This is a genomic window from Streptomyces sp. WMMB 714 (assembly GCF_900090125.1).
GTDB lineage: Bacteria > Actinomycetota > Actinomycetes > Streptomycetales > Streptomycetaceae > Streptomyces > Streptomyces daqingensis.
The window spans coordinates 1-23,673 of record NZ_FMHJ01000015.1 but is presented as its reverse complement, the minus strand read 5'-3'; the positions used below and the strand labels follow the sequence as shown (position 1 = coordinate 23,673).

Genomic DNA, 23,673 nt, shown 5'->3' with positions numbered 1-23,673 from the left:
GGGCGGCGCAGGGAGATCCGGTGGGTCGATGCCTCACGACGACTCCTTCCCAGCGGGGACGCTGGAGACGACAGGCCGGGCCCCGTCCGGCACCGCCCGGCCGCGAGAGCCATGCGCGCGGCCGCGGAGAGCCGGAGCGGGGACAGGAGTCCACCGTGGCTCCTGGTGCGGGGAAGGCCCGCCGATGGCGCGCCGGTGGGCGGGTGAAACGAGTGGGGAGCGCATCGGCCGGCCCGCCGCGTCCCGCGCCCGCGTGTCCGCACACGGGTGAGCCGGACGCGGCGGGGCGTGAGCGGGGGAGCGGAGGGAACCCGGCCGCCCGCGACGCAGTGGGCCCCGGGAGAAGGAGGGTCGCCATGAGGCACGACGAGTTCCTCGCCAAGGTGCGCGAGCGCGGCGAGTACCACGGCCAGGAGGAGGCCGAGGAGATCACCGTGTCCGTCCTCGGCGTGCTCGCGTCCCGCATCACGGGCAGCGAGGCGGAGGACCTGGCCGCCCAGCTCCCCGAACCGCTGGACCGGCCACTGATCGACGGAGCCGGGACGCGGGCGGGGATTTTCGGCGTCGAGGAGTTCCTGCGGCGGGTGGGCCGCCTCACCGGCGCACGGCCGCGGACCGCCGAGTGGGATGCCAGCGCCGTGCTGTCCACGCTCGCGGAGGCGGTCTCCGGCGGGGAGCTGAACCAGGTCCTCAGCCAGCTGCCGTCCGGCTTCGCGCCCCTGTTCGGCAAGCCCGAGCTCAGCGGTTAGGGCCGCTCCGGCACATCTCGCCTTGCCCTCCCTGTCGTCCCACGGACCCCACGGACCCCTCCACGGACCGAGAAGGGGCAGCGCGTGCCGGATGTTCCCCAGTCTCTCGCCGACCTCGCCCGGCGCCGCCACGACCCCGCGGTCGTACAGACGGTCCGGTCCACCGCGGCAGCCGTCCTCAGCTACCTCGCCGCCCTGTGGCTGAGCGACGCGAAGGTGCCGCTCCTCGCGCCCCTCACCACCCTGCTCGTCGTCCAGGTCACGCTCTACGCGACTCTCACCCGCGGCATCCGCAGGGTGAACGCCGTCGTCGCCGGGGTGCTGGTGGCCGTGGGGTTCAGCTCCCTCGTCGGGCTGAGCTGGTGGTCGCTGGGGGTGCTCATCCTCGCGTCGCTGTCGGTCGGCCATCTCGTCCGGGTCAAGGAGTTCGTCCCCGAGGTGGCCATCAGCGCGATGCTGGTCCTGGGCGTCAGCGTGACGCGCGTGGCGGACACGGCCCTGGACCGCGTGCTGGAGACGGTGATCGGCGCCGTCGTCGGCCTCCTCTTCAACGTCTTCTTCGTGCCGCCGGTGTGGACGGAGAGCGCGGGGGAGTCCATCGAGGACCTCGGGGCCAGGCTCCGCCACCTGCTGCGTCTCATCGGCGAGGAGCTCGACAGCCACCGGCCGGTCGAGGACGCGGCGGGCCGGCTCGCGGAAGCCCGCCGGCTCGACCACGACGTCGTGGAGGTGGACGCGGCCCTCGTCCAGGCCGAGGAGAGCCTGAAGCTCAACCCGCGGGTCAAGGAGGGCCTGCTGTCCCGCGTGGTCCTGCGCACCGGCCTGGACACCCTGGAGATCTGCGCGGTCGTCCTGCGCGTCATGGCCAGGACGTTCACCGACCTGGCCCGTACGCACAAGACGCAGCGCCTGGTCACCGAGGACGAATCCGCCGTCCTCGGCGAGGTGTACTCCCATCTGGACGGGGCGATGCGGGCCTTCACCGTGCTCGTCACCACCGACGTCAGCTCCCAGGCGGACACCGCGGAGGCCCGGCTGGTCGAGGAGCTGTCCGGCGCGCACCTCGCCCGGGACCGGCTCGCGCACCTTCTGCTGGAGCGTGTACGGAGCGACCCGGAGCAGTGGCAGCTGCGCGGCGCGCTGCTCGCCCAGATCGACCGCATCCTCGACGAACTGTCGGTGGAGAACCGCTCGCAGCGCCTCGCGGAGGAGCTCGACCGCTACACCCGCGAGCAGTCCCCCAAGCTGGCCCGGATCGCGCAGGCCATCCCCTTCCGCAGCCGCCCGGGCCGCCGCCGCAGGGAGGGCTGACCGAGAGGGCCGGCCGAGGGAGCTGGCCGAGAGGGCTGGCCGTGAGAGCCAGGGGCCTCGCGCTGTGCGCTCCCGTGCCTGGTCGGGGCCGGACCCGTGCCGGGTATGCCCGCCATGCCCGCTCTCGGACGCTCCTTCTTCCGGTCCCGCGCGATCAGTGGCGCACGACCCCTTCCCTAGGCACCCGGCGGGGCAGCACAGTGCCCAGTCACGACGGCCCGCACGCAGTCCAGTGGCGTGCGGGCGTCACGAAGTCGCGACGCCGGGATGGGAGCCCCCTGCAATGGAAGCGATCGAGCCGGCATACGGCACCGCCACGCTGCTGCTGATAGCGGCGGGGGCGGTGGCCCTGCTGCTGTTCCTGATCATGAAAGTGAAGCTGCACGCCTTCATCGCCCTGGTCCTCGTCAGTGTGATCACGGCAGTGGCGGTCGGCTTCCCCCTGGCCGACGTGCCCGACGCGCTGATGTACGGCTTCGCGGACACGATCGGCCCCGTGGCCCTGCTCGTGGCGTTCGGCGTCATGCTGGGCCGGCTTCTCGAGGTCACCGGGGGCGCGCAGGCGCTCGCGGACACCCTCATCACCCGGTTCGGGGAGAAGCGCGCACCGCTGGCCCTCGGCGTGGCGTCCCTGCTGTTCGGCTTCCCGATCTTCTTCGATGCCGGGCTGGTCATCTTCCTGCCGATCATCCTCACCGTGGCCCGGCGCTTCGGCGGCTCGCTGCTGTACTACGCGCTGCCCGCCGCGGGCGCCTTCGCGGCGATGCACGCCATCGTCCCGCCGCACCCGGGACCCGTGGCGGCGGCGGAGGCCCTCGACGGCAGCATCGCCGTGACGATGCTCGTGGGCATCCCCGTCGCCGTGGTCGCCTGGTACGTCGGCGTCATGCCCGTGGCGCGCTACCTCGGGGCCCGTATCCAGGTCTCCGTACCGGAGGCCCTCTTCGGCGAGATCAACGACGGCCGGGGCGACTCGGCGGACGTGGACGCGGACGGGGCCGACGGCCCGGAGGGCGAGGAGGGAGGGCGGGGGAGCGCCCCGGCCCGGCGGGCCCCCGCCTTCGGCACGGTGCTGCTCCTGCTGCTCCTGCCGCTCGTGCTCATCTCCCTGGGCACGGTCATGGAGACCCTCGTCACCGCGAAGAGCGTCGACAAGGACGCCGCGTGGGTCGCGTTCCTGGGGCTGCTCGGCGACACCCCGGTGGCCCTGATGGTCACCGTCCTCGTCGCGATCGTGGTGCTCGGCCGCCCCCGCGCGTCGCTGCCGCAGATCACCAAGCTCCTGGACGACGCCCTCGGCCCGGTCTGCTCGATCATCCTGATCACGGGAGCGGGCGGCATGTTCGGCGGCATCCTCGAACTCAGCGGTATCGGGGACGCGTTGAGCGGGTCGCTGGCGGGTCTCGGGATGCCCCTGATCGTCCAGGCGTTCATCATCTCGACGCTGCTGAGGGTCGCCCAGGGCTCCGCGACGGTCGCCCTCACCACCACGGCCGGGCTGATCAGCGGGGCCGTCGGGGAGGCGAACCTGGGGGACTTCCAGATCGCTCTCCTCGTCGTCGCGGTCGCCGCGGGCGCCACCGTGCTCTCCCACGTCAACGACTCGGGTTTCTGGCTCGTCAGCCGCTTCTTCGGGATGGACGAGAAGACGACGCTGAAGACGTGGACCGTGATGGAGACGACGCTCGGCGTGGCGGCGTTCGTTGTCGCGGCGGCGCTGTGGACGGTGACTTAGCGCGCTCCGGGCGCGGGGGCGTCGCAACCTCCGCGCCCGGCACCGCGCCGGGTTTCACGGACCGTGCCGGGCGGCGGCCGGCTCCGGTGCCGTCCCTGGGCCGCGGCCCCTCCGAGCCCTGCCCCTCCGGTCAGCCGCCCCAGACGGTCGTCCACCCCGTCACCGCGAGGGCCGCGGCCGTCGTCGCGCAGATCGCCACCTTGACCGCGGTCAGACGGCCCGTCAGGCGGGCGTCCCAGGCCGCGACGTCGCCCGAGGCCAGCCGTGTGACGGGCGACAGGGCGCGCCCGAGGGCGAATCCGACGCCGGCGGTGACCGCCGTCGTGACTCCACCGCCCGTCAGCAGCACCCCCAGCGCGATCACGTACGGCGCGCTCGCCGAGACGTAGGTGCGCACACCCGTGCCCAGCTCGAAGCCGAACTGCAGCGTGCCGCGCATGAGGTCGCGCTGCAGGACGTCCTGCGGGATCTGCCGGGCGTTCTGCGGCATCGGGAAGCGCAGCACGTCCGCGTCCCGCAGCAGCGCCACCAGGGCCGCAGCGACGATCAGCGCGTGCCGCCACTCCCGGGGAACCGGTGCGAACAGGCCGGAGAGCAGCCAGAGCACCGCGGCCGACAGCAGAGCGCCGAGGAGCAGACCCGCGGTGAGGACGGCCAGTACGGTGGCCTGCCGGTGAAGTGCCCGCCAACCTGGCGTGGCCAGCGCGTACGCGCTGTTGCGGGTTCAAACGGAGCCGGAGAGCGAGAACCCGGCGAGGCCGCCGGTGACCGCCCACGTCAGCGCGGGCGAGTACAGCGAGGCGCAGAGCGCCGCCAGCGCCAGCACGGCGGTCACGGCCGCCGGGTCCGTCACCCGCTCGCGCCAGACGGCGACCGGGCCGCCGGCCCGCTCCGCGCGGTCGGGCATCAGGCGGAGCCCGTCATGGTGCGCCAGGTCTCCGGGCCGACGATGCCGTCGGCGCCGATCTCGTGCCGGGTCTGGAACTTGGTGACGCCGTCCTCCGTGGCCGGTCCGAACACGCCGTCGACGGCGACGTCGTAGCCGTGCTTCTTCAGTTGCCGCTGCGCTCCGCGCACCGCGTGGTTGCTGTCGCCGCTGCGGACGGTCACCGCCAGCTCGGGCCAGGTGGCCGCGTCGACCGTCCCCGAACCCCCGAGCCCGGCGGCGAGTTGGAAGGCCTTGACCTGTGCCTCGGTGTCGGTCCCGAAGATGCCGTCGGCCTCGGTGGTGAAGCCGCCGTGGGTGACCAGGTGCTGCACCGCGTAGACGTCCGGTCCCTTGGCGCCGCTCGCGACCTTCGGCCACGTGACGCTGCCGGGGCAGCCGCAGTCGGTGGTGTAGCGGCAGATGGACTTGACCCAGCCGGACTCGGTGCTGCGGTAGCCGTCGTGGCACCGGCGCTCGGTGCCGCAGCCGCAGGCGCCGCACGCCCCGGTGAAGCGCCACAGCCAGCCGTCGTAGGTGCCGGAGTAGCACTGGTTGGGGCGAAGGGTCCACGTCACGCCGTCGTTCTTGTGGAAGCCGGCGTGCTCTCCGCTCTCCTCGCAGGACTCGGCGAACACCGTGCTCGGGCCGCAGCCCGGCGAGCAGTCGTGGTCGGACGCGTAGGAGGGGCAGTCGCCGGTCCAGATGTCGTATCCGTCGGCGTACGCCTCCCGCGTCACGGAGAAGACTCCCAGTGCGGCGAAGCCGACGGCCGTCACGGCCTGCACGAAGCGGCGTCTCGGCATCGCGAAGCCGGCCGGAGCGCGCATGCGTCCCGGCCTGCGGGGGCGGGACGCGGCGGGAGCGCCGGCCGCCTGGGCGTCCGGCCTGCGCAGCATCGGGATCTCGTCGAGAGCGGGCATCAGGAGCTCCTAACCGGGCCGGGAAGTTCGGAATCGAGCAGCTCCAGCAGCGCCGACGAGGAGCCCACCGGCTCCGAGCGCGCCACGCGGCCGGCGGCGTCGACGATCACGGCGTACGGAGTGGCGAGAGCGTCGTAGGCCTCGAAGAGGTCCACACGGCCTGCCAGTACCGGAACCGCGGAGCCCGAGGCGGTGACCGACTGCTCGGCGTACACGGCCCGCACCGCGGGACCTTCGCCGCCGGCGCGCCCGGCCCAGCCTTCCGCCGCCTCCAGGACCTGGTCGCAGGTGCGGCAGGTGTCGCTGAGGAAGAGCAGTACGGCGGTCCGGCCGGTGCCGGCGAGTTCGCCGATCCCGGGAGCGGGGCGGCCCGGCTCGATGCCCGCCCGGCGCGGGGGCGGGCCCCCGGGATTCGCCCCGGCCCTGGACAGTTGGTGGACCTGGCGGATGAGCCCGGCGACCACGAACGCCAGCAGGGCGATCGCGATCCACGAGGCGAGGAGCGCGCTGGTCACGAAGTCCACGGCGAGGTGTCTCCTTCGGCGGGGTTGTGCAGGGCGAGCGGCAGGATCCACAGCAGCACGGTGAACGTCACGGCTGCGAGCGCCACCGTGGTCAGCTCGGCGGGGCCGGAGCGCAACGGGACGGCCGGGCCGGACAGGACGGCGCCGCCCGCCGCGAGCAGCGCGTAGACGAGCGCGCGGCCCGCCGCCCAGCCGCTGACCGGGATGTCCGTCCGCGAGCATCCGCAGGGCCCGCCGCGGCCGGTGGCCAGGACGTACCGGAGGTATCCCGCGTAGCTGCCGAACAGCACCGCGCTCGCCGCCATCACGGAGATGAGGCCCGTCCGGCTGCCGGCCGCCACCGCGGCCAGCCCCGCCGCGCCGAGCAGCCCTTCGGCCGCGGGGACGGCCACGCTCATGACGGGGACCGCGCGACGGGGCAGCACCTGGTGCTTCCGCAGCGCGTCGGGCAGGGCGCGCGGGCCGGTCACGTGGGAGGCGCAGCCGGTGAGCAGGCTGAACAGCACGATGCCGGCTGCCACGGGGGCGAGGAACGTCGTCATGCGGTCAGTCCGCGAGGCGCAGGGTGAGCCGGCCGACCCGGTCCGGTACGCGCTCGACGTCCGTGTCCGCCAGCGGGACGACGGTCGCCCACACGTCGCGGCTGGACAGCACGAAGAACGGGCTGCCGTCGGAGAGGGTGTCGCGGTACAGCTCCCCGCTCTCGACCTTGACGCCCTTCCAGGGCGGGAGTTGCGCGGTGTGCTCCGCCGTCACCCTGGACATCTCGACGAGGCCCACGCCCGGGACCTCTTTGATGACGCTCGCGGGACGCGCGAACCTGCTGCCCGCGGCCCGCTCCGGGGTGAGGGTGATGCCCTCGTCGTGTTCGGCGATGTTGAGGGTCCGCAGCATGCCGAGCACGTCGCGCAGGCTCAGCCTGTAGAGGCGGGTCACCAGGGAGAACCGCTTGCCCTGCCACACCACCAGCATGGGCTTCTCGACGGTCTTGGTCTGCGCGTCGTACTCGCTCTTGACCGCGGTGCGAAGTGTGCCGCCCTGGAAGGAGAGTTCCGACTCGAACTCGGTGATGCCGAGGGACGCGGCGATGTCCTCACCGAGCCCGGCCGGTCCTGCGGTCAGCTCCAGCAGCCTTCCGCCGACGGTGACTTCGGCGACGGAGGTGAAGGGCAGTTCCAGGTCGAGCGCCGACGCGAGACGGTACGCGGTGCCGTCGAGGGCACGGTGGTCGACGGTGGCAGCCGATGCCATGTCCCTCCCCTGTCACGATTGTTGGGCGGAGGGTAATGACGTCGGGCAGTTGTTGTCAATGTACTGTCAATTTTCGGTGCCCGTGCCCCAGTACCACCAGGGGGAAGTCGCCTCTCGGGCGGACCTCGCCGATGACGGGATGCCCCGGCAGCTCGCCCGCGAGCAGCAGCCCGCCGGAGGTCTGGGCGTCAGCCAGCAGGAGCCGGTCGTCCCCGGACGCGGACCCGAAGTCCGTGAAGGGCGTGATCCAGTCCAGATTGCGCCGCGTGCCACCGCTGACGTAGCCGTCCGCGACGGCCTGCCGGGCGCCCGCGAGCAAGGGCACGGCGGTGGAGTCGACCACGAGCGTCACCTCCGCCGCGCGGGCCATCTTGTAGGCGTGGCCGAGCAGTCCGAACCCCGTGACATCGGTGCCGGACCTGATGCCGCGCTCCACGGCGGCGCGCGATGCGTCCCGGTTGAGCGCCGCCATGGTCTCGACCGCCTCCGGGAAGACCGTCCCCGTCGCCTTGTGGCGTGCGTTGAGCACCCCCGTCCCCAGCGGCTTCGTCAGGGTCAGCGGAAGGCCCGGCGACGCGGAGCCGAGGCGCAGCATCCGGTCCGGGTGGACGATTCCGACGACGGACATGCCGTACTTCGGCTCCAGGTCGTCGACGCTGTGCCCGCCCGCCAGATGGCACCCGGCCGAGTGCGCGACGTGCCGCCCGCCGCTCAGCACCCGGGCGGCCGTCTCCAGCGGCAGCTTCTCCCGAGGCCACCCGAGCAGGTTCACCGCGGCGACAGGCGTCCCGCCCATCGCGTAGACGTCGGAGAGCGCGTTGGCGGCGGCGATGCGGCCCCAGTCGTACGGGTCGTCGACCACCGGCGTGAAGAAGTCCGCGGTCGTGACGACAGCGCGTTCGCCGTCGAGCCGTACGACAGCCGCGTCGTCACCGCCCCCGTCGAGTCCGACCAGCAGCTCCAGCGCCGGATCCACGGCGGCGCCGTGCTCTTCGGACATGGACGCCACCAGCGCGTCCAGTTCGCCCGGCGGGATTTTGCAGGCGCAGCCGCCCCCGTGGGCGAACCGGGTCAGACGCGGCGGGTTCTCGGATCTCGGGTCGCTCATGGGCGCTCAACCTAATGCCGCCGGTGCCCGCACGGCAGATGCGTCCCGTTCCGAGCACGTCCACCGGCGCGCCCGCGCGTCCCCGCCTCCGGCGATCTCTCAACTGCGTGCGGCGGCACGGCGGTTGAACCCGAAGCCGGGGAGCCGGGGCAGCAGGTCAGCGGCTGTGCGGCAGCGCCTATACTGCGCGGCGGAGGCGGGCAGGCGCCTGGTGGCCCTCACGGTCTTCAACACCGATGTGGCCGGGAACCCCGGTCAGGCGGGTTCGATTCCCGTACGCCTCCGCGGAGGTCCCGATGGACGACGACAGAAGACGCGTGCCCCGCACCGACGCCGTACTCGCGGACCCGGTGCTCGCCGCCGCATGCGAACGGCTGGGCAGGCCCCTGGTGAAGGAGGCCGTCACCGCCGCGCTGGGGCTGGTCCGCGACGGCCGTCTGGACGTCGAACTGGCCGTGCAGGCAGCCCTTTCGGCGCTCCCGCCGACCGCCGCCCGGCTGCTGCCGGTCATCAACGCCACCGGCGTCGTCGTCCACACCAACCTCGGGCGCGCCCCGCTGTCCGCCGCCGCGCGGGAGGCGCTGGCCGCGGCGGCAGGCTGCACCGACGTCGAGTTCGACCTGGCCACGGGGAGGCGGGGCCCGCGCGGCGGGGGCGCCCTCGCCGCCCTCGCCGACGCGGTGCCCGACGCCGAAGCCGTGCATCTCACCAACAACAACGCCGCGGCTCTGACGCTCGCCGCGACGGCGCTCGCGCGGGACCGGGAGATCGTCGTCAGCCGCGGCGAACTCGTGGAGATCGGGGACGGGTTCAGGATCCCGGAACTCCTGGAGTGCACCGGTGCCCGCCTCCGCGAGGTCGGCACGACGAACCGCACCCATCTCGCCGACTACGCCGACGCGATCGGCGCCGCCACCGCGTTCGTCCTCAAGGTGCACCCGTCCAACTTCTCGACCACGGGGTTCGTCTCCTCCGTGGACGTCGCGCAGCTCGCCACGCTGGGCGTACCCGTGGTCCACGACATCGGCTCCGGCCTGTTGAAGCCGCACCCCGTCCTGCCGGACGAGCCCGACGCGGCGTCCGCGCTGCGTGCGGGAGCGGACCTCGTCACGGCCAGCGCGGACAAGCTGCTCGGTGGGCCGCAGGCGGGAATCGTCCTGGGCAGCGAGGCCCTGGTGTCGCGGCTGCGGAGGCACCCCCTCGCCAGGGCGCTCCGCGTGGACAAGCTCGCCCTCGCCGCGCTGGAGGCCACCCTGCGCGGCCCGGCACCGCCTGTCGAGCGGGCGCTGACCGCGGACCCCGCCCGGCTCCGCGCCCGGGCGGAAAGCGTCGCCGGAGTGCTGCGCGACAAGGGCGTCGACGCCGCCGCCACGGCGTGCGAGGCGCGCGTCGGCGGCGGCGGAGCCCCCGCTGCCGTCCTGCCGAGCGTGGCCGTCAGCCTGGCCCCCGGACTGGCCGCGCCCCTGCGGACGGGCCGTCCCGCGGTGGTGGGGCGCCGGCACGGCCGGAGACTGCTTCTCGACCTCCGCACGGTCCAGCCCGAGGACGACGACGCGCTCGCGGCCGCGGTGCTGGCCGCGCGGCCCGGCAGCCGCTGACCGTGCTCGTCGTCGCCACGGCCGGACACGTCGACCACGGCAAGTCCAGCCTGCTGCGCGCCCTTACGGGCAGCGACCCGGACCGCCTCGACGAGGAGCGCCGGCGCGGCCTCACCCTCGATCTCGGATTCGTGTGGACCCGGCTGCCCGGCGGAGCACCGGTGGCGTTCGTCGACGTGCCGGGCCACCACCGGTTCATCGCCAACACCCTCGCGGGCATCGCCACCGCGCCCTCCGTCCTGTTCGTCGTGGCGGCGGACGAGGGCTGGAAGCCGCAGTCCGGTGAACACCTCGCGGCCCTCGACGCGTTCGGGGTCCGCACGGGCCTTCTCGCGATCACCCGCGCGGACCTCGCCGACCCGGCACGCGCCCTCGCCGACGCCCGCGAGCACCTCGCGGGCAGCGGCCTCGCCTCCATCGAGTCGGTGGCCGTCAGCGCGCGCACGGGCGCCGGGCTCGACGCCCTCCGGCAGCGCCTGGACGCGCTGCACGCGAGCGGCCCGCCTGCCGACCCCGCAGCGCCCGTCCGGCTGTGGCTCGACCGGGTGTTCACCGCAGACGGAGCAGGCACCGTCGCCACCGGCACCCTGACCGCCGGCCGTCTCGCGGTCGGCGACGAGCTCGAACTCGCCCCGCGGGGCAGGCCGGTGACCGTACGGGGGCTCCAGCGGCTGGGCGCGGCGACGGAGGCGGTGGCCGCGCCCGCCCGCGTCGCCGTCAACCTGCGCCGCACCCCGCGCGAGGCGGTGAAGCGGGGCAACGCCCTGGTGACGCCCGGCAGTTGGTGGCGGACGGACTCCGTGGACGTACGCCTGGACGCGGACGCGGCGGCGCTGCCCGCCGAACCGCTCGTCCACTGCGGCACGGCCATGACGAGTGCGCGGGTCCGCCCGCTGGGGCGGTCGGCCGCCAGGCTCCGGCTCCGGACGCCGCTGGACCTGCACATCGGCGACCGGCTGCTGATACGCGATCCGGGCTCCCGGCTGCTGACCGGCGCCGTGGTGCTGGACGTCGCTCCGCCGCCGCTGGCCCGCAGGGGCGCGGCGGCAGCACGCGCCGGGCGATTGGCGGCCATGACGGCGAGCACCGAACTGCCCGTGCAGTTGCGGCGGTTGGGCATGGCGCGCAGGGACGAGCTGCGTGCGATGGGTGTGCGGACACCCGACGAGGGGGCCGCGCTGGAACCCGGTGCGGTGCGCGAATCCGGTACCGATACCCGTACCGTGCCCGATCCAAGTGCCGTGCCCGAACCCGGTACCTCACCGGGGAGTTCCGGAGGCGTGGTGGCCGTGGGGGACTGGCTGGTCGACCCCGGACACGCGGCCGGGCTGCGGACGAGGCTCCACGACGCCGTGACGGCCTACGGCGCCGCCCGTCCGCTCGAACCGGGACTCCCCGTGACCGAGGCGCAGCGGGAGCTCGGCCTCCCGGAGCCGGCACTCGTCGAGGCTCTTGCGCAGGGTCGACTGCGCGTGAGCGAGGGCCGGTTGTACTCCCAGAGTGACCGCGACCGGCTGCCACCGGCCGTCGGCGAGGCCGCACGGGCGCTGCTCGAGGACTTCCGCGCCGCGCCGTTCCGCGCCCCGACGGAAGGGCGCCTGAAGGAACTCGGCCTGACCCGCGGGGCGTTGGCGCTCCTGGTCCGCGAGGGGCGGCTCGCCCGGTACGCCGACGTCTGGCTGCCTCATGACGCGGCCGGTCTGGCGCTGGCCCGACTGCGTGGCCTGCGGGCCCCGTTCACGGTGGGTGAGGCCTGCCGGGCGCTGGAGACGAGCAGACGCGTGGCCGTACCGCTGCTGGAACACCTCGACCGGTCCGGCCTGACCCGCAGGGACGCCACCGGCCGGCGCACGGTCACCGGAGACTGAACTCCCGGTGCCGGAGGGCCGGATGCGCGTCCACGCGGGCGACCGAGCAGCAGACAGCGGACGCCCGCCCGGTGAGGCACCGGGCGGACGCCTGAGACGGACCCGAGACGGGCCTCAGCTCACATGCCGCAGCTGGGAGCCGACCAGAACCGGCCGTCGCCGCCGGCGACGTGGGTGTGGTCGTCGTGACCCGGGTAGCCCGGGCCGAGGATCTCCGTGAAGCCGTGGTTGCGCGCGGCGAGCGCCAGGGCGCAGAAGCCCTGGGAGCCCGCACCCAGGTCGGCCGCGTGTCCGTACATGTGGCGGCTGTTGGCCGCGCCGCCGACCGCGCTGTTGCAGGAGACGCTGCGGAAGCCGCCGTTGACGGTGATCGGCTTGTCACCCATGGCGTGCCGCATGGCCTGCAGCTTCCACATGGTGACCAGGGCGTTGGCGCGGGCCGTCGCGGCGCTGACCTTGCCGCCCGACCAGTCGGAGTTGCAGTTGTTCAGCTCGTCGTAGGTGAAGTTCGCGGGGGTGCAGTCGTCGTCCTGCAGCGCGTAGATCTTCTCGAAGGTCTGCGGGCCCGCGACGCCGTCGGCGGAGAGCCCGTACGCCGACTGGAAGCGCTGCACCGCGGCCTTGGTGGCCGGCCCGAACTGGCCGTCGATGGCGAGCTGGCTGCCCGCCCCCGGGTATCCGGCGACCCTGATCTGCAGCTGCCGTACCGCTTCGCCCGACGCGCCTTCACTGAGCGTTCCGTTCCAGGTGTAGCAACCGTCGACGACGGCGGCCTTCGCGGCTGCCGCCGGTGCGGAGCTTGCGTTCGCCGGTACGGCCGCGGGGGACGCGAGCACCATGCCCGCACCCGCCAGTACCGACAACAGGGCTCTGACAGAACGTGAACTCATGTGGGGTTGCCTCTCCTTGAGCGGTGGCACCGAATGGAAGGCAAGAGAGTGACCGCTTTCACAGCCAGTGTCAAGAACACGTCAAGAACCGGTGAAAAGCTCACGTACGACCGGCTGTCGCCACGGAAATCCGTGCCGGTGACGACATGCGACGCGTTCAGCATCCCGATGGTCGGGACGGGTCGCGGACGGCCTTCCGGAGCGGCCACCATCCACGCCTCGTTCACAGCGCTTTCACGCTCGCGCGAGGCCGAGTGCCGGCCGTGCTGCGGGCGTTCGACGCCCAGTAGGATCGCCCGACATCCAACGAGGAAAGGCGAACTCACGTGGTGGACATGAAAGCGGCCGCACGCAAGGTCTTCGACACGTACGACCTCGACGGCGACGGGCAGATCACTGCCAAGGAGTACCAGCAGGTCGTCGCCGAGCTGCGCGGCGAGCACCTCACCGACGAGCAGGCGCAGCAGTTCATCGACGTGCTCGACACCGACGGCGACGGCACGATGTCCTTCGAGGAGTTCTGGGCCCCGATGCAGGGCGGCGCCGACTGACCACGGCGTTCGCCGTCGACTCGCGCGCGGCGCCGGGCGGTCGCGGGACGCCGCTCCGGCGCCTCCGCCGGCGGCGTGGAGGGTGCCGACGCAGTGGTGGCTGAAGAGGTACCGGCCCTGAAGTTCCGGTATCGCAGTCTTCCCGACCGTACTCGTGGACCGGCGCTAGTCGCCCTTCCCCGCGAAGGTCTGGCGGCTGCCGCCGTCCCATTCGACGGTGAGCTTCTGACCGGACAGGACCGCGTCGCCTCCGAGGTCGCTTCTGGCTTTCCCGTTGGGGCACTTGAGCGCCAGCCGGAAGGTCTTGCCCGACTTGCGCGGTTCGCCGACGCCGGTGCAGGTGCTGAGACGGCCGGGGCGGTCGTAGGAGACGGCGCTCTTGCCGGCGGCCTTCCCCGACCGCTCGGCTCCGCCTATCGTCAGCGTCTCCCCGCCGCCCGACTGCCACTCGCCCACGAAGTCCTTCCCGCCGGCCCCCGTCCCGGGGGTTCCCGGAGAGTTGTCGTCCTGGGCTCCGCCCGGCTTCCCGTCCCCCGGCCGCTCGCCGGCCTCCCCCTGTTCCGGTGGGGCGTCCCCCTGCGCATTCGCGCCGCCGGAACCACCGCCGCCCTGCGCCCCGACGACGAGATAGGCACCGCCCGCCGCGATCAGCAACACGACGAACGTGCCGAGGAGGAGCACCACCCGCTTCGTCCTCGAACGAGGGGCCCGCCGTGGGCGCCGCCGGGGAGCGCCACGCCCGGCCTCCGGCGGCTCCTCCTCGTACCGATGCTCATATCCGTACGGCGACGTCTGCGGAGACGACTGCCATCCGGGCTGCGGCGGCGGAGGAAGTTGCTCCGGTGAATCCCAGTAGCCGAGCCCGGCGGTCGGCGGCTGTCCCGGCTGGAACCGTTCCGGCGGCCGCTGGCGCACGTGCGGCGGGGGAGGCATTCCGTACCGAGGGCTGCCGTAGCGGTCCTCAGGTGGCTGAGTCATAGCGAACACACCTCTGCGCACGTACCCGCAGCCGCCGAAGCACCAGCTCACCGAATGGCCCGACCCCCCCGGGGTCGCCTCGCCGGCTACGGGCCCGCGGCTGCGACAGACAGAATGAGCGGGCCAGGGGGCCTAGCTTCCGTCATCGGGACGACGGTACGCAGGCGAAACCAGAGACTGTGTGCGATTCGCTTATACATGGCCGCCGTCGACTACGGTCCGGGGCCGTGCCAGCGGATGCGTGTGAGGCCACTCCGTACGAGCGGAAGCCGCGACAGCCGTGGGCCTCGTCCTCGATCACGTGGTCGGGCGGCAGCACGATCGGCCAAGTACGGTGCGGCGGACGCGAATTCGTTCACGGCGGTCACGCGACCTCCGAGATGCGGAGGAGCCGTCGGGAGGTCGCACCGCTCGCGCTGTACCCGAAGGCATTCTCCACCCGACCTGACCCGACCCGACCGACCCGACTCCGCGACCTGCGAACGGCCGGTCGCGGCGCCGGTCACGTGTGGGGCGTCAGGTGGCGGACCACGTACGGAACTGCCGCAGCCCGTACAGCAGCGGCGACTGCGGACGGCTCCGTACGATCCTGCGTACCCGACCGAACACCGTCACATGGTCGCCGAACGGCTGGGTCATGACCACGGTGCAGTCCGCCGTCGTGTGGGCGTCACGCACGAGGTGAGGTCCATGGGCGCTGGGGTCCTGCTCCCACGGGAGCAGATCGAACCGGCGCGGGTTGCCGGACGCGAACAACTCGGCCGTGTCCCGGGCGCCTTCGTGGAGCATATTGACCGTGAAACCGCCGTGCTCCAAGGCGGCGGCCAGCGTCGGGCTGCCCGACCGCAGGCACACCAGAAGCGTCGGCGGGTCGAGCGCGACGCTGCACACCGAGGAGCAAGTCATCCCCCACGGGGTTCCCGCTCCGTCGACGCTGGTGACCACACACACGCCGGTGGGGAAGCCGCTCATCATGGTGCGGAACGCGTCAGGGGTCGCCGTCGGCAGGGACGATGCGGCCGTGGCGGGGGACTCGGTCATGAGGTACTACCTTCCGTCGCTACAGGGCGGGGAACCTCCGACGGGATCGGAGTGGTGCTGCGGCGCTCGGCGCGGTCGAGAAGGCTGAGCAGCGGGCCGGTCATGGCAGTGGTCGCCAGGGCCATCACCACGAGGGCGAGGACCAGGGGATCCGGCAGGATGCCGGCGCGGTGTCCCACCTCGAGCACGATCAGTTCGGTCAGCCCACGGGTGTTCATCAGGACCCCGATCCGGCGGGCCGCGTCCGGACGCATGCCGCCGAACCGGGCCCCGGCCCAGCCGCCGAGCAGCTTGCCCACGCAGCCCAGCGCGAAGGTGGCCGCGATCAGCGTCCAGGGAGCCGACACGAAGGCCTTGATGAGCACGCTGACACCGGTGACCACGAAGAAGACCGGCGTGAGCGTCCGTCCGGCGCGCGACACGGTGGCCACCGGCCCGCGCCAGGGGGCCAGGGCCTCGTGGGGGACGGCGAGGCCCACCAGCGCGGCGCCGACGATGGCGGTCATGCCCAGGCGCTCGGTCAGCAGCGCAGTGCCCAGCGCGGCGCCGCCGATGAGGACCGCGGCCGTCCCCGGCGTCCGCCGGCACAGCCGCCGCGCGAGATCGGAGCGCAGCCCGAAGTGCACCAGGAGCGCGCAGCCGCCGCCCGCGAGGAGTGCGATCGCGGAGCGCCACAGGCCGGACAGGTCCCCGGCGCTCAGGCCGATGGCGAGCATGAGCATGATCCATCCCAGGCTGTCCATGATGATGCCCGTGGCCAGAGCGAGTTTTCCCTCGGGGGAGTCGCCCAGACCTCGGTCCCCGAGGATCCGGGACAGGACCGGGACCGCGGTGATGGACATGGCCACCGCGACCATGAGGACGAAGGACGGAAGCGGGACGTCACCGCGGGCCGCCTCGTCGCCGGTGGCCGCGATGAACCCCACCAGCACCAGCCCGGAGACCAGGGGTATTCCGAAGGCGCCGACGACCACCGAGGTCAGGCGCCGCCGCGGGAGTCCGCCCGGTTCCGGCCGCAACCGGTGCGCGAGGCCGACGAGATAGAGCACGAGCCCTGTCTGGCCGATCAGCTCGAGGACGTCGAGCACGTCGGCCGGCAGCAGGGCGTCGAAGGCGGCACGGTCGGACAGTGCGAGCACCACGGGGCCGACGAGCAGGCCCACGACGACCTCCCCGACGACTTCGGGCTGGCGAAGCCACCGGGCGGCGGTCCGTCCCGCGAAGGCGAGGAGCAGCACCACGCAGAGCGCGGCGGCCACATGCACGGGAAGGGGCAGGTTCTCCAATGGATCCATGGCGGTGGGAAATCCTTCGTAGCCGTGCCGACGCGGTCGCCCGACCTGAGAAGAGCCGATCCTGGCGAGTTCCCGTGCCGCTGGGTGGACATTTGGAGGGCGAGCGAGCGCCTCGGTCCCGAGCCGTCCGCGCCGCACATGGCAGACGGCTACGAGGAGCGGCGGCCGCGGCGGTGGTGACGGGGCCGTGGCTCGTGGCGCGATCCCGGCAAGCCGGGGCAGCCACGGCTCACGCGCGGGTCACGTCCGTTCCGGGATCTCCGGATAGCGAGCGCGGATCAGCTCGCTTGCCTGGGGGCCGCGCGCGAAGACATGGTCGGCGGTGTCGATCTGCCGGCCCGTGAGGCGGTCGACGACGACCGGGTCCACCGGTACGCCCGTCCTGGCGTCGACCACGACGAGACTGCGCTCCTGCGGTGCGAGTTCACGGTTCCCCCACGCCGCCATGGTGAGGATGAGCGGACGCAGCGCTCGTCCGCGCTCGGTCGGCCGGTACTCACGGTCCGCGGGGTCCGCAGGACCGTCGTCGGTCTCGACCAGGCCCTTCGCCGTCAGGTCGGCGAGCCGGTCCTGCAGTACGGCGGTGGGCGTATCCAGGTTCCGGCGGATCGTCTCGAACCGGGTGTGGCCTTCGCAGACCTCGTGCAGGATCTCCAAGGTCCACCAGTGGCCGATCACCTCGACCGTGCGGGCCAGCGGGCAGTCCGGGATCCGCGCCTTCGGGGCCGGAATGTTCGGTTGCGCGCGCTCGCGGTTCTGGCTTCTCAAGAGATCGCTGCTCACCGTCGGCTCCCAAGAGGTCGGAATCGTCTCGGGCAAGCCTGCGATATCGCGGGCCGTCGGAGCGGGGTACGGAAAGAAAACGGCAAGACCCCGAGCGCCACGTCCGGTTGGGCGTCCGCCGGGAACCGCGTGTGGTTGATCAATCGCCGGCGCGTTGCCCGGGCCGCGCCGCGGCCTGGGAGAGCAGCCCGTCGACGAAGGCGCTCAGCGCCTGGGGGTAGGTGTCGCGCCAGGACAGTGTCGCCCACTGGTCGCCGAGGGCGGCCAGGTGCGGCAGCCGGGATGCGTCGAGGCCGTCGAAGAGATGGGCGGGGCGCTCGTCGTCCGGGCCGGGGGAGTGCGCACGGACGAGGATCTCGCCGACCGTGTAGTACCAGATGTTGCGGAAGACATGGACGGCCTGTTCGGGCGTGCACCCGTAGTCGATCGCCGCGGCCACGATGGTTTCGACCAGCAGCAGGGCCGAGTTGCTGAGCCGCGCGATGAACCCGTCGGTGGTGAGCACCTCGGCGGCCCACGGCCAGGCCGCGAGGCCGTCGTGGATCGCGGTGGCGCACGCGATGATGCGATCCCGCGGCTCACCGGGCAGATCCGGGTGCGGGATCTGGTCCGCGTACTCGTGGATCAGGAGGAACAGCAGGTCTTCCTTGTCCCGTACGTGGTGGTAGAGGGTCGTCGCGCCGATGCCGATCTCGGCGGCCAGGCGGCGGATGGTCAGCTTCTCCCAGCCGCTCTGATCGATGAGGTGGCGGGCCGCGGTCAGGATCTGCGTCCGGGACGTCACGGGAGGCCGGCCGACGCGGCCGTGCGCTGATTTGGCTCGGGACACCGCCCCATCATGCCTTTCCGTGAACAACTCATGGCCCCCGCCGACTGCGCTCGACAGTCTACCGATCTCGATGTAATTTTAGAACGCGTTCGGAAACTTCCTGCACGAGATCACAAAGGGACTGAGTCGCGGTGACTAACACGGAATCAGCAAGCGGAGAACGGGGCCGCGAGGGGGTTGCTCGGCCTGAGCTCACCCTCGCCGCGGTCGCTGTGGTGCAGTTCATGGTGTCCCTCGACCTGTCGGTCGTGAACGTCGGCCTGCCGGAGATCGCCTCTGGTCTCGGCTTCGGCGAAGCGGGTCTGACCTGGGTCATCCACGCCTACGCCCTCACCTTCGGTGGGCTGCTCCTGCTCGGCGGAAAGATCGCCGACCGCTACGGCCACAAGCGGATCCTGATGATCGGGCTCCCCGTCTTCGGTCTCGCCTGCCTTCTCGGCGGCTTCGCGCAGGAGCCCGGTCAGCTCGTCGCCGCGCGTGCCGCACAGGGTGTCGGTGCCGCCACGCTGGCCCCGGCCGCGCTGGCCTTGCTGACACGGACCTTTCCCACCGGCAAGGCCCGTGTGAAGGCGTTCGGCGTGTGGAGCGCGATGAACGCCGCCGGCGGCGCCCTCGGCGTTCTGATCGGCGGACTGCTCACCGAGTACGCGGGCTGGGAATGGGTGATGTTCATCAACGTCCCCATGGTCGCGGTGGCGCTGGCTCTGGCCTGGCGCGGCATCGCTCCCGACGAGCCCGTCGAGCGCCGCGGCCGCCCCGACGTGCTCGGCGCGGTCCTCGCCACGGCGGGCATGAGCCTGCTGGTGTTCGGTGTCGTACGCACCGACGAGTACGCCTGGACCTCGGCCGTCACGCTGTCGGTCCTGGCAGCGGCCGTCGTGCTCCTCGCCGCGTTCCTGTACGTCGAGAAGACCACCACCCGTGACCCGCTGATCAGGCTCGGCCTGTTCACCAACCGCTCGGTCGCCGGAGCCAACTCGTACAACCTCCTCCTGGGCGCCGCGATGGCCTCGGCCTTCTACTTCGTCTCCCTCTACCTGCAGGGTGTGCTGGGGGCCGGACCGGCCCTGGCCGGGGTCCAGTTCCTGCCGTTCGCGCTCGGTGTGGTGGTCGGCTCCGTGGCCGCCATCAAGCTCGGCTACAAGTACCCGGCCCGCAGCCTCCTGATCGGCGGCGGGCTGCTGACCGCGGCCGGCTTCACCTGGTTCGGGATGATCAGCGCCGATGGCTCGTTCGCCGTCGACGTCCTGGGGCCGTCGATCGTCACCAGCATCGGGTTCGGGTTCTGCCTCGCACCGGTCGTCTCCACGGCCACCGTGGGCGTCGCACCCCATGAGACCGGCACGGCCTCCGGCATGCTGAACAGCACCCGCCAGCTGGGCGCGGCCCTTGGCCTGGCCTCCTTGAGCACGGTCGCCCACCAGCGCGCCGGAGAGAACGCCGATCCCGCTGCGATCGCCGACGGCTACGGGCTCGGCATGACCGTCGGTGCCGTACTCCTGGTGGGGGCTGTCCTGATCGCGCTCACCGTGCTGCCCCGCACGAGCACGGCGGCGCCCGCGCCGGTCGAGGCCGACCGGGGACTCGTCCCCGAGGGGGACTGACGGACCGCTGAGCGGGCCTCAGTCTGAGGCCGCCGCCCAGCCTGACCGATCTGAGCAGGGGCTTCCCGGCAGGCCGGCATCGACCGGCCGGCCGGGAAGTCTTTCTGCCCAGGCCAGAAAGAAAGACGTCAGAATTCGGACATCGGCCGAGCGTGACCTGTCACTCTCGCGCAATGAGTCAGCCCGCTCTCAGTGTCCGGTCTCTGGACCTCTCCGATCCGGCCACGTTCGTCGAGAACGACATCCATGAGTTCTGGCGCGAGGTGCGTGCCGAGCATCCCGTCTACTGGCACGAACCCACCGACCGGAATCCCGGGTTCTGGGTGGTCTCGCGCTATGCCGACATCCAGTCGTTGTATCAGGACACGAGCCTGAGCTCCGCCCGGGGAAACGTCCTCGACGTGGTGCTGCGCGGTGACGACTCCGCGGGCGGGAGCATGCTCGCGGTCACCGACGCGCCGCACCACCGCAAGCTGCGCAGCCTCATGTTCCGGGCTTTCACCCCGCGCGTTCTCGGCAAGGTCGTGGATCAGGTCAAGGAGCGCACTGCCGAGCTGGTCTCGACAGTCGTCGGCCGCGACGGGTTCGACTTCGCCGCCGACGTCGCCGAGCAGATCCCGATGAACACGATCTGTGATCTGCTCTCCATTCCGTTCGCGGACCGCGCACAGCTGTTGCGGTGGAACAAGATGGCGCTGTCGTCCGGCGAGGCTGACAGCACGGAGCTCGACGCGCTCAGCGCCCGCAATGAAATCGTCTTCTATTTCATGGAGTTGGCGCAGGAACGGCGGGACAAGCCGGGCGACGACGTCATCAGCATGCTGGCGACCGCAACGCTCGAAGGGCGTCTGCTCGAAGTCGACGAAATCGCCGTGAATTGCTACAGCCTCATTCTCGGGGGTGACGAGACGTCGCGGATCTCGGCGATCTGCGCCGTGCTCGCCCTGATCGAGAACCCCGGGCAGTGGCGTGCGCTGCAGGCGGGCGAGGTGTCCCTGGACTCGGCGGTGGAGGAAGTCATCCGCTGGGCGACGCCCGGGATCCACCTGGCGCGCACCGCCGTCCAGGATCTGGAGATCCGCGGCAGCAAGGTGCGTCGGGGCGACATCGTCACGTTGTGGAACGTCTCGGCCAACAACGACGAGGCGGTCTTCGACGAGCCGCGCCGGTTCACGCTGTCCCGCTCGCCCAACAAGCACCTCTCGTTCGGCCACGGCCCGCACTACTGCCTGGGCGCGTTCCTCGGCAGGGCGGAACTGCGGGCGCTGCTGAGCGCCTTGGCCGCCGGTGTGGGGCGGATGGAACTGCGGGGGACACCGAGCCCCATCTACTCGAACTTCCTCACCGGTTACGAAACCCTGCCGGTCCATTTCGCACGCCGCTAGAAGGTGAGCCAAAGGTGAAAAAGAACATCTGCGTCATCGGTGCCGGCCCGTCGGGCCTGGTTGCGATAAAGGAGCTGCTCGACGAGGAGCATTCAGTGACCTGCTTCGAGCACGGTGCCGCAATAGGTGGCGTGTTCCGTGCGGGGGTCGGGTCCGGCGAGGCGGGGGCCTACGACTCGACGATGCTGACGATCTCCAACTACATGATGACGTTCTCCAGCTTTCCTCCGCCGGAGAACCAGGAGCGCCGGTACTGGTCCGCGGACGAGTACCGCCGGTATCTGCTCGCTTTCGTCGACAAGTTCGGCCTGGCGTCCTCGATCAAGTGCCGGACCGATGTGCTGAGCGTGTCCAAGAACGACAGCGGGGGCTACGCCGTCGAGGTCGCTCCGGTGGGCGACCCGGCAGCACGCGAGACGCATCACTTCGACGCGGTGGTCGTCTCCACGGGCACCCACCGGGTCCCGAACTACATCAGCCTGCCCGGGCAGGCCGAATTCACCGGCGAGATCGTGCACTCGGCCCATTACCGCAACGCCGAACGGTTCCGCGGAAAGAGGGTCCTCTGCGTCGGGATCGGGGAGACGGCGGCGGACGTCGTGAACGAGATCGCCCAGACGGCAGCGAGCTGCACGCTCTCCGTGCGCCGCCACCAGCCGATCGTCGAGCGGTACCCGGGAGGCAAGGAGCACACGAACGACACCTACACCTCCCACCTGCTCCACTCGGTGCCGCTGGCGGCCGCAGGCGTGGGCATGCGCCTGGGGATGAAGCGGAACAAGCGCCGGGGCAGGACAGCTGCCGCAAGGGCCCTGGGCGACTGGAACGCGAGGAACAGGAACTTCTTCAACCACTTCCTGACCAAGAACGAGGCGTTCATCTACCGGGTCGTCGACGGCTCGCTCACCGTCAACGCGTCGGGTATCGAGAGCCTCGGCGAGGACTTCGTCCGGTTCAAGGACGGCAGGCAGGTCAAGATCGACACGATCATGCTGAACACCGGGTACGTCGAGGACTTCAGCATCCTGAAGGACGTCGACATCGACGACGTGCGGAAGCTCTACAAGCACATGATTCACCCGGAACTCGGCGCCGGCGTCGTCTTCATCGGCTGGGCGAGGCCGACCGCCGGCGGTGTCCCCGCCTGCTCCGAGATGCAGAGCCGGTACTTCGCCCTGCTGTGCAGCGGAAAGAAGAAGCTGCCCGACCGTGTCCGGCTCCAGGGCCTCATCGAGCGTCAGGCGTCGTACGAGGACGAGGTCTTCCACGGGAACCCCGACATCCGGACGCTGGTGCACTACAACCACTTCATGATCGATTTCTCGAAGGTGATCGGGTGCTCCCCGTGGCGCCCGGAGGTCTTCCTGAACCCGCGGCTGGCCTGGAAGCTGTGGTGCGGATCCCAGATGCCGCACATCTACCGGCTGTACGGCCCGCACAGTGATCACAGGACCGCGCGGAGGACGGTCCTGAGGATGCCGTCGGCGTTCAAGCTCCCGCAGGTCCTCGCCTTCACGCTGGTCAGCGGTGTCTCGCGGGTGCTGATCGCCCTGGGCCTGATGAAGGCGGATCCCCGGTACTGATCCCGTCGGCGCCGGCCGTCGCGCGAACGTCCGGCGGCCGGACCACCCGGCACGGTACGGGGTACGCCGTGGTGGGCGGGACCATTTCCGTACGCCGCGGCAGCCGTTCGAAGGCGCGGTTGCCCTCAACCGGCTGCGCAGCCTGATCAGCGCCCCGGTACGCCGCGAACGCCTGCTGCAGCGCGACCGCCCGGCCCGGAGAGGGAACCGTCCTCACGTACAGCGCGTTGCGAGGGTCTCGCCGTCCTGTCGTCACACAAGGACCGGCGAGACCCTCGTTTCATGCGCGGTCGGAGTCTTCCGAGTACGCCCCTGCCTTCGGCATGGGGGACCCCGGTACGAGGACGATCCTCAGCCGTGCGATGTACCGCATCCGACGCCGCGGCCCGATCCACAAAGATCCGAACTGGAGACCCTAGGTGTTCTGTCCATGGAGGTTGGTGACGGTGATCACCGGTAGGTGATCTTGAAATGGGTGAGGGCCTTCTGGCCTGGTGTGTAGCGACGAAACCGCACACCTGGCGACCAGGAAGGCCCTCATGCCGCACCGTAACGCACCGTTGACCGAGACCGGACGGCTGCGTCTGGCCCGCTGTGTGGTCGAGGAGGGCTGGCCTCTGCGGCGGGCGGCCGAACGGTTCCAGGTCTCACCGACTACAGCACGGCGGTGGGCAGGCCGCTACCGGGAGTTGGGCGAGGCCGGGATGGCCGACCACTCCTGCCGCCCCCGACGCAGCCCGCG

The 23,673-nt window shown here is 71.8% G+C and carries 23 protein-coding genes and 1 tRNA gene; 11 read left to right on the top strand and 13 right to left on the bottom strand.

Translation table 11 applies throughout. From position 1 onward, the window contains the following. The first annotated feature begins 356 nt into the window (after positions 1-356). The 3 genes from H181DRAFT_RS23910 to H181DRAFT_RS23900 all read left to right on the top strand — a co-directional run bounded on the left by H181DRAFT_RS23910 (position 357) and on the right by H181DRAFT_RS23900 (position 3,795). On the top strand, positions 357-749 hold the full coding sequence (locus tag H181DRAFT_RS23910; protein WP_045866491.1) for a DUF2267 domain-containing protein: 393 nt from the start codon (positions 357-359) through the stop codon (positions 747-749). A gap of 84 nt (positions 750-833) precedes the next feature. Next, complete coding sequence (locus H181DRAFT_RS23905) at positions 834-2,060, top strand: FUSC family protein (protein ID WP_045866490.1); 1,227 nt, start codon at positions 834-836, stop codon at positions 2,058-2,060. A gap of 283 nt (positions 2,061-2,343) precedes the next feature. Further along, positions 2,344-3,795 carry a GntP family permease gene (locus H181DRAFT_RS23900; RefSeq protein ID WP_045866489.1) on the top strand — a complete coding sequence of 484 codons (1,452 nt, stop codon included), beginning with the start codon at positions 2,344-2,346 and terminating at the stop codon, positions 3,793-3,795. A gap of 130 nt (positions 3,796-3,925) precedes the next feature. On the opposite strand, the gene H181DRAFT_RS23895 is transcribed toward H181DRAFT_RS23900, so the two are convergent. The 7 genes from H181DRAFT_RS23895 to selD all read right to left on the bottom strand — a co-directional run bounded on the left by H181DRAFT_RS23895 (position 3,926) and on the right by selD (position 8,526). Next, on the bottom strand, positions 3,926-4,402 hold the full coding sequence (locus tag H181DRAFT_RS23895) for a hypothetical protein (RefSeq protein ID WP_254666953.1): 477 nt from the start codon (positions 4,400-4,402) through the stop codon (positions 3,926-3,928). A 117-nt stretch (positions 4,403-4,519) separates the two neighbouring features. Continuing rightward, positions 4,520-4,702, bottom strand: a complete 183-nt coding sequence (locus H181DRAFT_RS23890; protein WP_045866487.1) for a hypothetical protein — start codon at positions 4,700-4,702, stop codon at positions 4,520-4,522. Next, positions 4,702-5,643: a peptidoglycan-binding domain-containing protein gene (locus H181DRAFT_RS23885; RefSeq protein ID WP_045866486.1), complete on the bottom strand. Its 942-nt coding sequence runs from the start codon at positions 5,641-5,643 to the stop codon at positions 4,702-4,704. Before H181DRAFT_RS23885 ends, H181DRAFT_RS23890 begins: the two co-directional genes overlap by 1 nt. Further along, complete coding sequence (locus tag H181DRAFT_RS23880) at positions 5,643-6,167, bottom strand: hypothetical protein (protein ID WP_045866485.1); 525 nt, start codon at positions 6,165-6,167, stop codon at positions 5,643-5,645. The genes H181DRAFT_RS23885 and H181DRAFT_RS23880 overlap by 1 nt, the downstream gene beginning before the upstream one ends. Continuing rightward, complete coding sequence (locus H181DRAFT_RS23875; protein ID WP_045866484.1) at positions 6,155-6,709, bottom strand: MauE/DoxX family redox-associated membrane protein; 555 nt, start codon at positions 6,707-6,709, stop codon at positions 6,155-6,157. Before H181DRAFT_RS23875 ends, H181DRAFT_RS23880 begins: the two co-directional genes overlap by 13 nt. Positions 6,710-6,713: 4 nt before the next feature. Then, the gene (locus tag H181DRAFT_RS23870) at positions 6,714-7,418 is read right to left on the bottom strand and encodes a hypothetical protein (RefSeq protein ID WP_045866483.1); all 705 of its coding nucleotides are present in this window, start codon (positions 7,416-7,418) and stop codon (positions 6,714-6,716) included. Positions 7,419-7,473: 55 nt separating this feature from the next. Then, a complete protein-coding gene (gene selD / locus H181DRAFT_RS23865) occupies positions 7,474-8,526 on the bottom strand; it encodes a selenide, water dikinase SelD (protein ID WP_045866482.1) in 1,053 nt (350 codons plus the stop codon). A gap of 192 nt (positions 8,527-8,718) precedes the next feature. Between selD and H181DRAFT_RS29555 the strand changes: the two genes are divergently transcribed. From H181DRAFT_RS29555 to selB, 3 genes are all read left to right on the top strand, one after another. Then, positions 8,719-8,812: transfer RNA gene (locus tag H181DRAFT_RS29555), tRNA-Sec, on the top strand. Positions 8,813-8,822: 10 nt separating this feature from the next. Continuing rightward, positions 8,823-10,124, top strand: coding sequence for an L-seryl-tRNA(Sec) selenium transferase (gene selA, locus H181DRAFT_RS23860; RefSeq protein ID WP_045866481.1), 1,302 nt, complete (start codon positions 8,823-8,825; stop codon positions 10,122-10,124). A 2-nt stretch (positions 10,125-10,126) separates the two neighbouring features. Beyond that, positions 10,127-11,992, top strand: a complete 1,866-nt coding sequence (gene selB, locus H181DRAFT_RS23855) for a selenocysteine-specific translation elongation factor (protein WP_045866480.1) — start codon at positions 10,127-10,129, stop codon at positions 11,990-11,992. A 119-nt stretch (positions 11,993-12,111) separates the two neighbouring features. Here the strand turns inward: selB and H181DRAFT_RS23850 are convergent, their stop codons facing one another. Continuing rightward, positions 12,112-12,882: a M15 family metallopeptidase gene (locus H181DRAFT_RS23850; RefSeq protein ID WP_045866479.1), complete on the bottom strand. Its 771-nt coding sequence runs from the start codon at positions 12,880-12,882 to the stop codon at positions 12,112-12,114. Positions 12,883-13,208: 326 nt separating this feature from the next. Here H181DRAFT_RS23850 and H181DRAFT_RS23845 point away from each other — a divergent pair, with 326 nt between their 5' ends. Next, complete coding sequence (locus H181DRAFT_RS23845; protein WP_045866478.1) at positions 13,209-13,433, top strand: EF-hand domain-containing protein; 225 nt, start codon at positions 13,209-13,211, stop codon at positions 13,431-13,433. A gap of 165 nt (positions 13,434-13,598) precedes the next feature. Here H181DRAFT_RS23845 and H181DRAFT_RS23840 read toward each other — a convergent pair whose 3' ends face one another. The 5 genes from H181DRAFT_RS23840 to H181DRAFT_RS23820 all read right to left on the bottom strand — a co-directional run bounded on the left by H181DRAFT_RS23840 (position 13,599) and on the right by H181DRAFT_RS23820 (position 18,359). Next, a complete protein-coding gene (locus tag H181DRAFT_RS23840) occupies positions 13,599-14,117 on the bottom strand; it encodes a hypothetical protein (RefSeq protein ID WP_045866477.1) in 519 nt (172 codons plus the stop codon). A gap of 810 nt (positions 14,118-14,927) precedes the next feature. Continuing rightward, a complete protein-coding gene (locus H181DRAFT_RS23835; protein ID WP_045866476.1) occupies positions 14,928-15,452 on the bottom strand; it encodes a flavin reductase family protein in 525 nt (174 codons plus the stop codon). After that, on the bottom strand, positions 15,449-16,747 hold the full coding sequence (locus H181DRAFT_RS23830) for a cation:proton antiporter (protein WP_045866475.1): 1,299 nt from the start codon (positions 16,745-16,747) through the stop codon (positions 15,449-15,451). Before H181DRAFT_RS23830 ends, H181DRAFT_RS23835 begins: the two co-directional genes overlap by 4 nt. Positions 16,748-16,987: 240 nt before the next feature. Next, a complete protein-coding gene (locus H181DRAFT_RS23825) occupies positions 16,988-17,530 on the bottom strand; it encodes a winged helix-turn-helix transcriptional regulator (protein WP_254666952.1) in 543 nt (180 codons plus the stop codon). Between the two features lie 139 nt (positions 17,531-17,669). After that, a complete protein-coding gene (locus H181DRAFT_RS23820) occupies positions 17,670-18,359 on the bottom strand; it encodes a TetR/AcrR family transcriptional regulator (protein WP_175439823.1) in 690 nt (229 codons plus the stop codon). 224 nt (positions 18,360-18,583) lie between these two features. Between H181DRAFT_RS23820 and H181DRAFT_RS23815 the strand changes: the two genes are divergently transcribed. The 4 genes from H181DRAFT_RS23815 to H181DRAFT_RS23800 all read left to right on the top strand — a co-directional run. Then, positions 18,584-19,963 carry an MFS transporter gene (locus H181DRAFT_RS23815; protein WP_045866609.1) on the top strand — a complete coding sequence of 460 codons (1,380 nt, stop codon included), beginning with the start codon at positions 18,584-18,586 and terminating at the stop codon, positions 19,961-19,963. A gap of 173 nt (positions 19,964-20,136) precedes the next feature. Further along, the gene (locus H181DRAFT_RS23810; protein ID WP_045866473.1) at positions 20,137-21,348 is read left to right on the top strand and encodes a cytochrome P450; all 1,212 of its coding nucleotides are present in this window, start codon (positions 20,137-20,139) and stop codon (positions 21,346-21,348) included. A 14-nt stretch (positions 21,349-21,362) separates the two neighbouring features. Further along, positions 21,363-22,931 carry a flavin-containing monooxygenase gene (locus H181DRAFT_RS23805; protein WP_074468025.1) on the top strand — a complete coding sequence of 523 codons (1,569 nt, stop codon included), beginning with the start codon at positions 21,363-21,365 and terminating at the stop codon, positions 22,929-22,931. Between the two features lie 539 nt (positions 22,932-23,470). Beyond that, the coding region (locus H181DRAFT_RS23800; protein WP_139131755.1) for a leucine zipper domain-containing protein at positions 23,471-23,673 on the top strand (203 nt) is incomplete at its 3' end.